Genomic DNA, 12,851 nt, shown 5'->3' on the forward strand with positions numbered 1-12,851 from the left:
CAGGGCGCTCTCGCGCACTGGGGTTCTTGATCGCCGCCCGGGCCAAGCCCGGGCTGGCGGCGATCACATGTTCTCGATCATCACCTGACCGAAGCCCGAGCACGACACTTGGGTCGCGCCGTCCAGCAGGCGGGCGAAGTCGTACGTGACCTTCTTCGACAGGATCGACTTCTCGATCGACGAGATGATCAGGTCGGCCGCTTCGGTCCAGCCCATGTGACGCAGCATCATTTCAGCCGACAGGATCTCGGAACCGGGGTTCACGTAGTCCTTGCCCGCGTACTTCGGCGCCGTGCCGTGGGTGGCTTCGAACATCGCGACGGAGTCGCTCAGGTTCGCGCCCGGGGCGATGCCGATGCCGCCGACCTGCGCCGCCAGCGCGTCGGAGATGTAGTCGCCGTTCAGGTTCAGCGTCGCCACGACCGAGTACTCGGCCGGACGCAGCAGGATCTGCTGCAGGAAGGCGTCAGCGATGCTGTCCTTGACCACGATGTCCTTGCCGGTCTTCGGGTTCTTGAACTTGCACCACGGGCCGCCGTCGATCAGCTCGGCGCCGAATTCCTTCTGGGCCAGGGCATAGGCCCAGTCACGGAAGCCACCTTCGGTGAACTTCATGATGTTGCCCTTGTGGACGATCGTGACGCTCGGCTTGTCGTTGTCGATCGCGTACTGGATCGCCTTGCGGACCAGACGCTCCGTGCCTTCGCGCGAGACCGGCTTGACGCCGATGCCCGAGGTCTCCGGGAAGCGGATCTTCTTGACGCCGAATTCCTCTTGCAGGATCTTGATCAGCTTCTTGGCCTTCTCGCTCTCGGCTTCGAATTCGATGCCGGCGTAGATGTCTTCCGAGTTCTCACGGAAGATGACCATGTCCGTCTTGTGCGGTTCCTTGACCGGCGACGGGACGCCTTCGAACCAGCGCACCGGGCGCAGGCAGACGTACAGGTCCAGCTCCTGGCGCAGCGCGACGTTCAGCGAGCGGATGCCGCCGCCGACCGGCGTCGTCAGCGGGCCCTTGATCGAGACCACGTAGTCCTTCAGGACCTGCAGCGTCTCTTCGGGCAGCCACACGTCGGGGCCGTAGACCTTCGTCGACTTCTCGCCGGCGTAGATCTCCATCCAATGGATCTTCTTGGCGCCGCCGTAAGCCTTCGCCACGGCCGCGTCCACCACCTTGATCATCACCGGGGTGATGTCAAAGCCGGTGCCGTCACCCTCGATGTAAGGAATGATCGGGTTGTTCGGAACGTTGAGCGAGAAGTCGGTGTTGACCGTGATCTTCTGGCCGCCCTCGGGCACCTTGATGTGCTGGTACATGGAGTCGTCTCCGCGAGTCGCGTGGGTGGTTTGGGGTAAACCGGAAGCGCTGATTCTATGACAGCGAAACTTTCAATCGGCTGATGCCGGCGCCATGTCCCTAGGAGCTTCAGCCGCAGTACGCGCGGATCTGCGCCCACAGGCCGTGACCGAGCGCCCAGAGCGACCCCGCCGCCAGCATGGCGCCGGACAGACGGGTTGCGATTCGCACAGCGCCGCCGCCCGCCGGTGCGCCCGATCCGCCCCATCCGCCCAGGCGGGCCAGCAGCCAGGGCCCCGCGATCAGACCCGGCGAGGACCCGAACGCAAACGCCGCCATCACGCCGGCCCCCTGCCACGGGCCTTCCGCGAGCGCGGCGACCGTCAGCGCGGACTGCAGCAGCCCGCAGGGCCAGGCGAGCCACGCCAACCCGGCCAGGCCCGCGCCGGCCGTGCGCGCCGGAGACAGCGCGATGCCGCCTCCGCCCAGCGCGAGGACCGGGATGCCGGCCGCCGCCGGCGCCCGGGTCGTCCACAGTCTCAGTACCCAGCGCGGCGGCTCCGCCCGCCAGAGCAGGAAGGCGCCGAGCGCCAGCGCCGCCAGGTGCACCATCAGCCACAAGGGCCTCAGCGCCCCGGACGTCCCTTCCCATCGCAGCAGGCCGCCGACGCTGGCCGCGACGACGGCACCACCCGCCGCATAACCGACCAGTCTCCCCAGTTGAAAGGCCACGACGCCGCCGCGCCGACCTCCGGTCACCGCCGCGCAGGGCGCGACGCACATCGCCGCGCAGTGCAGGCCGCCGGCGGCGCCCATCACGAACGCAGTCCCGGCGAGCGCAAGCGACAGCATCCCTGTCCTTCCGCCGCGTTCAGAGGATGCGCGAGAAGCGCACCGGCGTTTCGGCCGACGCGGCCGGGACGCCGTCCGGCTTCAGATAGCGGTCGAACACCATCGCCACCGCCCGCACGAAGAACCACCCCATCGAGGTGACCTGCACGGCGCGCGGCTCGATCGTGACGAGTCCGTCCGCCGCCATCTGGCGCAGGCGATCGAGCTCCCTCGCGAAATACTCGGTCGCGACGATCCCGTGCGAGCGCTCGATCGGCTCGAAGTCGAGCCGTCCCTGGCACATCAGCGCCATGATCGCGTCGCGCCGCACGAGGTCGTCCTGGTCGAGCACCAGACCCCGCTCGACCGGCAGCCGACCTTCGTTCAGCGCGGCGTAGTACTCGGGCAGCGTCTTCACGTTCTGCGCGAACGAGGCGCCCACCTTCGAGATCGCCGAGACGCCCAGCGCCACCAGATCGCAGTCCGGCTGCGTGCTGTAGCCCTGGAAGTTGCGATGCAGCCGCCCTTCCCGCTTGGCGACGGCCAGCGGATCGTCCGCGAGCGCGAAGTGATCCATGCCGATGTAGCTGTAGCCGCGCGCGATGAAACCGGCGATGGCGCCGGACAGCATCTGGAGCTTGTCTCCCGGCGGCGGCAGCGCGGCAGGTTCGATGCGGCGCTGCGGCTTGAAGCGGTGCGGCAGGTGCGCATAGCCGTAGAGCGCGATGCGGTCCGGCCGCAGCGCGGCGACCTGCTCGACTGTCCGCGCGAACGAGGTCGGTGTCTGCAGCGGCAGGCCGTAGATGAGGTCGACATTGATCGAGCGGAATCCCAGGTCGCGCGAGGCGCCGATCAACGCGGCGACGCTCTCCAGGCTCTGCTCGCGGTGCACCGCGCGCTGCACGTCGGGATCGAAGTCCTGCACGCCGAAGCTCAGGCGATTGAAACCCAGCGTGCGCAGGTGCCGCAGACGCGCGACGTCGATGGTGCGCGGGTCCACCTCGATCGAGATCTCGGCATCCGCGGCCAGGCGGAAGTGGCGATGCAGCAGCGCCATCAGCATCGACAGCTCGCGGTCGGCGAGGAAGGTCGGCGTGCCGCCGCCGAAGTGCAGCTGCGACACCAGCGCCCGGTCGCCGAGCCGGCGATGCACCAGCCCCATCTCGCGCTCCAGCGCGTCGACGTAGGCCGCGGCGCGCTCATGGTGGCGCGTGACCACCTTGTTGCAGGCGCAGTAGTAGCAGACCGAGGCGCAGAACGGGATGTGCACGTAGACCGACAACGGCTGACGCGCCGCGGGGCCGAAGGCGCGCAGCGCCAGCATCTCGCCATGACGCTCGGCATCGACGCCCGCATGGAAGCGGTCCGCGGTCGGGTACGAGGTGTAGCGCGGTCCCGCGATGTCGAAACGGCGCAGCAGGTCGGCGTCGGGGATGCTGCAGCCCGAAGGGGTCAGGTCTTGGCACATGGACGCGATCCTCACCCTTTGTTGGCAAAGCGTCATTGATTGATGTCATTGCCGGCGTCGATGGCCGGACAAAGAATTCGCCGCTTCCTCGCATGCCCGACGAACCCATGCCGAGCGCCACCCTGACCACCCCCTCCCCTGCTCCCCCACTGCCCCCGCCACCGCCTGCACCGGTGGCTGCGGCCGAGGCGACCGCTCTGCCCGCTCTGCCCGCTCTGCCCGCTCTGCCCGAACTATCCGCTCTGCCCGCCCTATCCGCTCTGTCCGCTCTGTCCGCTCTGTCCGCCCTGTCCGCTCATTCCGCGCCGCCCGACTCGACCCGCATCACCTGCGCGACCTGCTCGGTGCGGCAGGTCTGTCTGCCGACGGGCCTGCCGGCCGCCGACGTCCATCAGCTGGAGCGGATGATCTCGGACCGACGGCAGGTCGCGCGAGGCACGGTGCTGTTCAAGCGCGGCGACCCGTTCGAGGCCCTCTACATCGTTCGCACAGGATTCTTCAAGACCTCGGCGTCGGCCGAGGACGGCCGCGACCAGATCACCGGCTTCCACATGGCCGGCGAGATGCTCGGCCTGGACGGCATCTTCAGCGGCGCCTACGCCAGCCAGGCGGTGGCCCTGGAGGACTCGCACATCTGCGTCGTGCCCTATGGCCGGATCGACGACATGACCCGCGAGGTCGACCGCCTCCGCCGCCAGTTCCATCGCCTGATGAGCCGCGAGATCGTCCGCGACCAGGGCGTGATGATGCTGCTCGGCGCGGTGAGCGCGGAGCAGCGCGTGGCCACCTTCCTCATCAACCTGATGCGGCGCTTGCGGGCGCGGGGCTTCTCGTCGTCGAGCGTCGTCCTGCGGATGACCCGTGACGAGATCGGCAGCTACCTCGGCCTCTCGCTAGAGACGGTGAGCCGTACCTTCTCGCGGATGCAGGACGACGGTCTGCTCGAAGTCCGGGCGCGTGAGGTGCGCGTGCTCAAGCCGAGACAGTTGCTGCAGCTGGTCCGGCGCTCGGCGTGACGCCGCCCGCGCGCTCAGCGTGCCTGTCCGCCGGTCGCCGCATGGTTGCGGGCCTTCATCGCGGGTGTCCTGGCGGCATCGGCGATCTCATCGGCGGCGACGCCACTGCGATCGACGGCACTGGTCGACTGCACCACGGGATCAGGATGCGTGATCGCCAGCGTCAGCGTCGCCATCGAGGCCACCACCACGAGGGTCGGCCCTCCGATCACCAGCCACATCATCGGATGCCGCCACCAGGGACCGCTGGTCGGCAGATCCGCCTCGCTCCAGCGCGTTGTCGTCATGTCCGTTCCTTGTGAAGAGGGAAAGCTTGAAGGATCGATCCGACCGCGCTCATCGCGGCACCACGAAAGTGGATTTCTCGAGCAGCACGCGTTCGGACGGCGCGGCGGATCCAGGCGGCTCGCCGGACGAGGCCACGCGTCGGATGGAGAAATGCATCGGATGCGCGCCGGAGCCCAGCGCCCGGGCGGCTTCCGGCGGCAGGCGCAGGGCGACCGTGACCCATCGGCCCTCGGCGGGCCCGAGCGTCAAGTCGCCAGAGGGCGACGCCACGCGCAGGCCCTCGATGCCCTGCACATCGAGGACGAAGCGCTGCGTCGATTCCGCGGCGTTCATGAGCTGGAGCCGATAGAGGTTCTCGACAACGCCGTCCTCGACCTCGCGCGCCAGGGTCGCACGGTCGCGCACGACGTCGACCTTGAACGGCGGACGGACGGCGAGGCTCCAGACCAGGCCACCCGACACCAGCAGCAGGATCGCGCCATAGACCAGCACGCGCGGTCTCAGCACACGACGCCACTGCTGCGCGGCAGTCCAGCGGTGGCGCATGCCGTTCTGCGTCGCGTAGCGGATCAAGCCACGCTCGTAGCCGAACTTGTCCATCACGTCGTTGCAGACATCGATGCATGCGGCACAGCCGATGCATTCGTACTGGAGGCCTCGGCGGATGTCGATGCCGGTGGGACAGACGTGGACGCACTGGTGGCAATCCACACAGGCACCAAGACCCAGGGTCGATGCGTCGACCTTCTTCGAGCGGGGGCCCCGCGGATCCCCGCGTGCGCTGTCGTAGCTGATGATCAGCGTGTCGCGATCGAGCATCGCGCTCTGGAAACGCGCATACGGGCACATGTACTTGCAGACCTGCTCGCGCAGGTAGCCGGCGTTGCCGTAGGTCGCCAGCCCGTAGAACAGGACCCAGAAGAGCTCCCACCCGCCGAGCGCGAGTGCCGCCGCATTCGCACCCAGCGCGCGGATGGGCTCGAAGTAGCCGACGAAGGTGAAGCCCGTCCACAGCGAGACCGCGAGCCACGCCGCGTGTTTGCCGCCCTTGCGCAGCAGCTTCTCCGCGGTCCAGCCGGCGCGGTCAAGCCGGATGCGCGCGGCGCGGTCACCTTCGGTGTGGCGCTCTATCCAGAGGAAGATCTCGGTGTAGACCGTCTGCGGGCAGGCGTAGCCGCACCACAGCCGTCCCGCCACGGCCGTGAAGAAGAACAGGCCGAAGGCCGAGACCACCAGCAGCGCCGTCAGGTAGATGAAGTCCTGCGGATACAGGATCAGGTCGAAGATCAGGAAGCGGCGCGCCTCCAGGTCGAACAGCACCGCTTGACGCCCGTTCCACTGCAGCCACGGCAGGCCGTAGAACAGCAGCTGCGTGGCCCACACCAGCGCCCAGCGCCACACGGCGAACCAGCCGTGGACGGCGCGGGGATAGATCTTCGCTTCGGCGGCGTAGAGCGAGACCGCCCGGACCTCAGGGTTGCGCATGGCTCAGGGCTGCTCGTGGGAGAGGCCCCAGACGTAGCCCGCGAGCACGCGGATCTGTTCCGGGCTCAGGCGGGAGCCGTGCTCGGGCATGTGGCTGTGCTTGCCGTTGTTGACCATCGCGACGATGGCGGACTCGCCCCAGCCGTGCAGCCAGACCTTGTCGGTGAGGTTCGGCGCACCCAGGGCCTGGTTGCCCTTGCCGTCCATGCCGTGGCAGGCCGCGCAGGCGCTGAACTTCGACTTGCCCAGCGCCGCCGCCACGGAGTTGTGCGGGCTGCCCGACAGGCTCAGCACGTAGTGCGCGAGGTTGCGCACGTCCTCGCCGTTGCCCACGGCCGCGGCCATCGGCGGCATCGTGCCCTCGCGCCCCTGCGTGATGGTCTGGACGATGGTCTCGCCATTGCCGCCGTAGAGCCAGTCGTTGTCGGTCAGGTTGGGAAAGCCCTTCGAACCCTTGGCGTCCGAGCCGTGGCAGGTCGCGCAGTTGTTGGCGAAGAGCCGCTCGCCGATCGCCCTCGCCTGCGGATCCGCGGCCAGCGATTCCACCGGCTTCCCGTCGAACCGGGCGTAGATCGTGTGCATGGCCGATCGCGCCTGGGCCTGCTCGGCCTCGTACTGCCCGGTGCTCGACCAGCTCAGCGATCCCGCATACGCGCCGAGGCCGGGATACAGCGCCAGATAGAGCCCCGAAAACACCACCGTCAGCACGAACAGCACCATCCACCAGCGCGGCAGCGGGTTGTTGAGCTCGCGGATGTCCTCGTCCCAGACATGGCCCGTGGAGTTGTCCTCGGCCATCACCTTGCGGCGGCTGGCGATGATCAGCAGCGCCAGGCACAGCGCCAGGCCGAGCACCGTCGCCGCGGCCACGAACAGCGACCAGCCGTTCGACACGAAATCACTCATGACGACCTCCTCGGGGCGCGCGCTCTTCGTCCGTCAGGACGAGCGCGCCCAGGTCTTCGAAACGTTCGCGGTTGTGCCGGGCATAGGCCCAGATCACGATGCCGACGAACACCAGGAGCGACACCACGGTCACCGCGGAGCGCAATGCATTCAGGTCCATGTCGGGCATGACGACCTCCGCTCAGGGCTTCAGCGCGGTGCCCAGCACCTGCAGGTAGGCGACGACCGCGTCCATCTCGGTACGGCCCTGGACCTCGTCGCCCGCCTGGGCGATCTGCTCGTCCGTGTAGGGCACGCCGACGGTCCGCAGCCCGCGCATCTTCGGCGCCAGTTCCTTCGGATCCAGCGTCGCGCCCGCCAGCCACGCATAGGCCGGCATGTTGGACTCGGGCACCAGGTCGCGCGGGTTGGTCAGGTGCAGGCGGTGCCACTCGTCGCTGTACTTGCCTCCGACGCGCGCGAGGTCCGGACCGGTGCGCTTGCTGCCCCACTGGAACGGGTGGTCGTAGACGAACTCGCCGGCCACCGAGTAGTGGCCATAACGCAGCGTCTCCGCGCGCAGCGGCCGGATCATCTGCGAGTGGCAGTTGTAGCAGCCCTCGCGGAGGTAGATGTCGCGGCCCGCGAGCTGCAGCGGCGTGTAGGGCTTCAGGTGCTCGACCGGCTGCGTCGTCGAGCGCTGGAAGAACAGGGGGACGATCTCGACGATGCCGCCGACGATCACCGTCAGCAGCACCAGCACGATCATCAGGAAGTTGCTGGTCTCGATGCGTTCGTGACCCCGGGGGTGGGCATGGGTGTCGGCCATGGAGTGCTCCTTGTCCGTGCGATCAGGCGGCGGCCGCGAGCGCGGCGCCGGGGATGGGATGGCGGGCCGGCCGGCCGGCGCGGACCGTCATCACGACGTTCCAGGCCATCAGGCACATGCCGCCCAGGTACAGCAGACCGCCGAGCAGGCGCACCACGTAGAACGGATAGGTGGCCTTGACGCCTTCGGCGAAGGTCCAGGTCAGCGTGCCGTCCGGGTTCACCGCGCGCCACATCAGACCCTGCATCACGCCGGCGATCCACATCGCGGCGATGTAGAGCACGATGCCCAGCGTGGCGATCCAGAAGTGCAGCTCGATGGCGCGCTTCGAGTACATCTCGATGCGGCCGTACATGCGCGGGATCAGGTGGTACAGCGCGCCCATCGAGATGAAGCCCACCCAGCCCAGCGCGCCGCTGTGCACGTGACCGACGGTCCAGTCGGTGTAGTGCGAGAGCGCGTTGACGGTCTTGATCGACATCATCGGCCCCTCGAAGGTCGACATGCCGTAGAACGACAGCGCGACGATCAGGAACTTGAGGATCGGGTCGTCGCGCAGCTTGTGCCAGGCGCCGCTCAGCGTCATCACGCCGTTGATCATCCCGCCCCAGCTCGGCGCCAGCAGCACCAGCGAGAACAGCATGCCCACGCTCTGCGCCCAGTCGGGCAGCGCGGTGTAGTGCAGGTGATGGGGACCCGCCCACATGTAGGTGAAGATCAGCGCCCAGAAGTGGACGATGGACAACCGGTAGCTGTAGACCGGCCGGTTGGCCTGCTTGGGGATGTAGTAGTACATCAGCCCGAGGAAACCGGCCGTCAGGAAGAAGCCGACCGCGTTGTGGCCGTACCACCACTGCACCATCGCGTCCTGCACGCCGGCGTAGGCCGAGTAGCTCTTCGTGAGCGAGACCGGGATCTCCGCGCTGTTGACGATGTGCAGCAGCGCGACGGCAATGATGAAGGCGCCGAAGAACCAGTTGGCCACGTAGATGTGGCGCACGCGGCGCACGCCGATCGTGCCGAAGAAGACGATGGCGTAGGACACCCAGACGACGGCGATGAGGAGGTCGATGGGCCATTCGAGTTCGGCGTATTCCTTGCCGGTCGTCAGGCCCATCGGCAGCGTGATCGCGGCCAGCACGATCACCAGTTGCCAGCCCCAGAAGGTGAACCACGCGAGCCCCGGCGCGAAGAGCCGCACGTGGCAGGTGCGCTGCACGACGTGGAAGGCCGTGGCCATCAGCACGCAGCCGCCGAAGGCGAAGATGACCGCGTTCGTGTGCAGTGGCCGCAGGCGGCCGTAGCTCAACCAGGGGATGCCGAAGTTCAGCTCCGGCCAGGCCAGCTGCGCGGCGATGATCACGCCGACAAGCATCCCCACCACGCCCCACAGCACTGCCGCCAGCGAGAACGCGCGGACCACGCCGTCCTCATAACTGGGTGCATCACCGGGCGCATCACTTGCCGTGATGGCGCGTCCTCCCTCCGACCTTGATTGGCTTGCCATGCTGGCTCCTCGAGGCGCTTGTTGCGCGAATGACGAGGATTGTTCGGCGCCAGGTCGAAGCGCGTGTTGATGCGCGTCAAGCTATCGCGTCGTCCTCGAGGATTCGTTGACCTTCCCGGTCCAGCGACTCGAGTTGACCGTCCTGCACGGCCCAGCCGAACACGGCCAGCACCAGCAGCACGAGCACCACCGACAGCGGGATCAGCAGATAGAGGATGTCCATGGGATGTCGTCCTTCAGGCGCGGTTGGGTGGCACCGCCGCCTCGCGTCCGAGCCGCGCGGCATTGGCGACGACGAGCAGCGAGCTCGTGGCCATGCCCAGGCCCGCGGCCCATGGCGGCAGCCAGCCGACCAGCGCCATCGGCACGCACACGGCGTTGTAGAGCGCCGCCCAGGCCAGGTTCTGGCGCACGACGCGACGCGTGCGTCGTGCCAGTCGCAGCGCAGCGGTGACCGCGTCGAGGCGGTCCGAGGTCAGCACCGCGTCCGCACGTGCTTTCGCGAGGTCGGCGCCCTGCCCCATCGCCACGGACACCTGCGCCCGGGCGAGCACGGGCGCGTCGTTGATGCCGTCGCCGATCATCAGCACGCGATGGCCACGTGACTGCAACGCGGTCACGTGCTGGAGCTTGTCCTCCGGTCTGGCGCCACCGCGCCATGCATCGATGCCTGATTCCTTCGCGACGGCTTCGACCCGCGCGGGCGTGTCGCCCGACAGGAGTTCGACGGTCAAGCCCATCGCGCGCCATCCGGCGATCGCTGCCGCCGCGCCATCGCGCAGGCCTTCGTCGACGTGCCACGCGGCGCGCGCGAGGCCGTCGCAGGTCAGGACCATCTGGGCGTCCGGCAAGGCGGCCGACACCGCCGAGGGTGTCCGCGGCGCCGCCTCCGCTTCGACCGTCCATTGAGGCGACCCGAGCCGCCATCGGCGTCCGCGCGCATCGAGGCCTTCGACGCCTCGGCCGCTGAACTCCTCGATCGTCCACCCGTCGCCGCCGGCGGTCGGTGCAGAAAGCGCCGCGGCCAGCGCCCGCGACAACGGATGCAGCGAGCCTGCGGCCAGCACAGCGGCTGCCGTCATGGCGTCGTCGTCAACGTCAACATCGGCATCGGCATCGGCATCGGCATCGGCATCGGCATCGGGAGCGTCGCCGGCATCCGGCGCGCGTCGCGATGCCGACGGTGCGTCAAGCCCCACACGGCGCAGGCGCGGCGCAGGCGCGGTCAAGGTCCCGGTCTTGTCCATCACGATGCGGTCGACCTCGGCCAGCGACTCGATGGCGTCGAGCCGCGACAGGAGCATTCCGCGTCGCGCAAGCCCGCCTGCGGCCGCGACCCAGGCCGCCGGCGCGGCCAGTGACAGCGCACAGGGGCAGGTCACGATGAGCACCGACACGGCCACCGCCACCGCCCGCGACGGATCGATATGCTGCCAGACGAGCGCGGCCGCGCCGGCCAGCACGAGAACCACAGCGAGGAACCAGCGCGCCACGCGATCCGCCGTGCGCAAAGTCGTCGGCCGGTCCTGGAAGGCTTGCGCCATCAATTGGCGGATGCCGGCGAGGCGGGTCTGCTCGCCGACATGGCGCACGCGCAGCGTGAGCACGCCGGCAAGATTCAGGCTGCCCGCGAGCACGGCATCGCCCGGCGCCTTCGTGACCGGACGCGACTCGCCGGTCAGCAGCGATTCGTCGACCGCGCCGGCGCCGGCGCCGGCGCCGGCCTCGACGATCGCATCGGCCGGAACACGCTGGCCCGCCGCGACGCGCACCCGATCGCCGACCACCAGCACCTCGATCGCCAGGCGGTCCACCGTGCCGTCCGGCCCGAGCCGCTCGACCTCATCGGGCAAGGCCTCGGCGGCCTGTTCGATCGCCGCCGCCGCGCGATACCGCGCGCGCAGTTCCAGATACCGCGCGCCGAGCAGGAAGGTCACGAACATCGTGATCGAGTCGAAGAAGACCTCGTGCCCGAATGGACCGCCCGGGTCCAGCGTCGCGCCGCTGCCGGCCACGAAGGCGACGGCCAGGCCGAGCGCCACCGGCACATCCATGCCGAGACGCCGTCCACGCAGTTGACCCAGCGCCGCGCGGAAGAAGGGCCCCGCGGCCAGCAGCATCACCGGCAGCGTCAGCACCCACTGGCCCCAGCGCAGCAGCGCGGCTTGATCGGGCGCCAGCTCGCCGGGCGCGGCGACGTAGGACGGCCACGCCAGCATCATCACCTGCATCATCAGGAAGCCGGCGACGAACAGCCGCCAGAGCGCCTGGCGATGCTCGCGCCGGCGCAGTTCGCGGGCCGGCCCGGCGAAGTCGGGCACGAAGTCGTAGCCCGCCGGCGCGAGCGCCTGTCGCAGCTGCTCGAGCGTCACGAGCCCGGGCCGCCATTCCAGCACCAGCGTCTGGGTCGAGGGCTGGACCTCAGCCGCCGTCACGCCGCGTTGCGCGTGCAGCAGGGACTCGACCAGCCCGGCGCAGGTCGCGCAGTGCAGGCCCGACAAGCGGAACCGGCCGTGCGTCAGCGCGGTGTCGGGACCGGGGCGATTGGCGCGTCCGGCGTCGGCACCTGCGGCGCCGGCCAGTACCGCAGCGGCTGGGGCGGGCAACATGGCCGCGATAATCCGCCAAACCTTGAGGTGACAACATGCTCAATATCAAACAAGCGGCATCGTCCGCCGTTCTTTCGACCGTCCGGTCCGCGGCCCTGTCGACGGTGTTGTCGGCCGTGGTGGCGATGGCGGCCCTGACGGCCGCAGGCCCGGCCGCGGCCCAGCAGATCCCCCAGACCGGCCTGCCGGTCGTCGAGCTGGGCGCCGGCATGCACCTCATCCACGCCGAGGTCGCCCGCACCGAGGAGCAGCGCGCCATCGGCCTGATGGCCCGCAAGGAGATGGCGCAGAACGCCGGCATGGTGTTCGTCTTCGAGCAGCCCTCGCAGCAGTGCTTCTGGATGCGCAACACGCTGATCCCGCTGTCGGCCGCCTTCGTCGCCGACGACGGCACCATCGTCAACATCGTCGAGATGCAGCCGCTCTCGGACGTCTCGCACTGCTCGACCAAGCCGGTGCGCTACGTGCTCGAAATGAACAAGGGCTGGTTCGACAAGCGCGGTCTCAAGGCCGGCTCGAAGCTGCGCGGCGGGCCGTGGCCCAAGTGATCCCGCGGCCGGCCTCCGGGCTGGCCACCGCGGCTGCAGCGGCTGCAGCCGCTGCAACGATTCGAACGCTGGAATGACAACGGCCCGG

General features: G+C 68.9%; 13 protein-coding genes. 2 read left to right on the top strand and 11 right to left on the bottom strand.

What is annotated here, in order from left to right; genetic code table 11:
* Positions 1–63: 63 nt before the first annotated feature.
* From icd to hemN, 3 genes are all read right to left on the bottom strand, one after another.
* Positions 64–1,317: an NADP-dependent isocitrate dehydrogenase gene (gene icd / locus AC07OZ_RS16990; RefSeq protein ID WP_495468268.1), complete on the bottom strand. Its 1,254-nt coding sequence runs from the start codon at positions 1,315–1,317 to the stop codon at positions 64–66.
* 109 nt (positions 1,318–1,426) lie between these two features.
* Entirely contained in the window at positions 1,427–2,149 is a 723-nt protein-coding gene (locus tag AC07OZ_RS16995; protein WP_495468269.1) for an urease accessory protein UreH domain-containing protein, read from the bottom strand.
* 19 nt (positions 2,150–2,168) lie between these two features.
* On the bottom strand, positions 2,169–3,596 hold the full coding sequence (gene hemN, locus AC07OZ_RS17000) for an oxygen-independent coproporphyrinogen III oxidase (RefSeq protein ID WP_495468270.1): 1,428 nt from the start codon (positions 3,594–3,596) through the stop codon (positions 2,169–2,171).
* 344 nt (positions 3,597–3,940) lie between these two features.
* On the opposite strand from hemN, the gene AC07OZ_RS17005 reads away from it, so the two are divergent.
* Positions 3,941–4,612 (top strand): cyclic nucleotide-binding domain-containing protein, encoded by a 672-nt coding sequence (locus tag AC07OZ_RS17005; protein ID WP_495468271.1) that lies wholly within the window; start codon positions 3,941–3,943, stop codon positions 4,610–4,612.
* Positions 4,613–4,626: 14 nt separating this feature from the next.
* On the opposite strand, the gene AC07OZ_RS17010 is transcribed toward AC07OZ_RS17005, so the two are convergent.
* The 8 genes from AC07OZ_RS17010 to AC07OZ_RS17045 all read right to left on the bottom strand — a co-directional run bounded on the left by AC07OZ_RS17010 (position 4,627) and on the right by AC07OZ_RS17045 (position 12,215).
* A complete protein-coding gene (locus AC07OZ_RS17010; RefSeq protein WP_495468272.1) occupies positions 4,627–4,899 on the bottom strand; it encodes a hypothetical protein in 273 nt (90 codons plus the stop codon).
* A 49-nt stretch (positions 4,900–4,948) separates the two neighbouring features.
* Positions 4,949–6,385, bottom strand: a complete 1,437-nt coding sequence (ccoG, locus tag AC07OZ_RS17015) for a cytochrome c oxidase accessory protein CcoG (protein ID WP_495468273.1) — start codon at positions 6,383–6,385, stop codon at positions 4,949–4,951.
* 3 nt (positions 6,386–6,388) lie between these two features.
* Positions 6,389–7,291: a cytochrome-c oxidase, cbb3-type subunit III gene (gene ccoP / locus AC07OZ_RS17020; RefSeq protein ID WP_495468274.1), complete on the bottom strand. Its 903-nt coding sequence runs from the start codon at positions 7,289–7,291 to the stop codon at positions 6,389–6,391.
* Positions 7,284–7,460, bottom strand: coding sequence for a cbb3-type cytochrome oxidase subunit 3 (locus tag AC07OZ_RS17025; protein ID WP_495468275.1), 177 nt, complete (start codon positions 7,458–7,460; stop codon positions 7,284–7,286). The genes ccoP and AC07OZ_RS17025 overlap by 8 nt, the downstream gene beginning before the upstream one ends.
* Positions 7,461–7,472: 12 nt before the next feature.
* Positions 7,473–8,099: a cytochrome-c oxidase, cbb3-type subunit II gene (gene ccoO, locus AC07OZ_RS17030; RefSeq protein WP_495468276.1), complete on the bottom strand. Its 627-nt coding sequence runs from the start codon at positions 8,097–8,099 to the stop codon at positions 7,473–7,475.
* A 22-nt stretch (positions 8,100–8,121) separates the two neighbouring features.
* The gene (ccoN, locus tag AC07OZ_RS17035) at positions 8,122–9,606 is read right to left on the bottom strand and encodes a cytochrome-c oxidase, cbb3-type subunit I (RefSeq protein ID WP_495468277.1); all 1,485 of its coding nucleotides are present in this window, start codon (positions 9,604–9,606) and stop codon (positions 8,122–8,124) included.
* A 76-nt stretch (positions 9,607–9,682) separates the two neighbouring features.
* Complete coding sequence (ccoS, locus tag AC07OZ_RS17040) at positions 9,683–9,829, bottom strand: cbb3-type cytochrome oxidase assembly protein CcoS (RefSeq protein WP_331613852.1); 147 nt, start codon at positions 9,827–9,829, stop codon at positions 9,683–9,685.
* Positions 9,830–9,842: 13 nt separating this feature from the next.
* Positions 9,843–12,215 carry a heavy metal translocating P-type ATPase gene (locus tag AC07OZ_RS17045; protein WP_495468278.1) on the bottom strand — a complete coding sequence of 791 codons (2,373 nt, stop codon included), beginning with the start codon at positions 12,213–12,215 and terminating at the stop codon, positions 9,843–9,845.
* A 35-nt stretch (positions 12,216–12,250) separates the two neighbouring features.
* Here AC07OZ_RS17045 and AC07OZ_RS17050 point away from each other — a divergent pair, with 35 nt between their 5' ends.
* Positions 12,251–12,763 (top strand): DUF192 domain-containing protein, encoded by a 513-nt coding sequence (locus AC07OZ_RS17050; RefSeq protein WP_495468279.1) that lies wholly within the window; start codon positions 12,251–12,253, stop codon positions 12,761–12,763.
* Positions 12,764–12,851 lie beyond the last annotated feature (88 nt).

The sequence above is a fragment of the Roseateles sp. GW821-FHT09G03 genome (genome assembly GCF_059416045.1).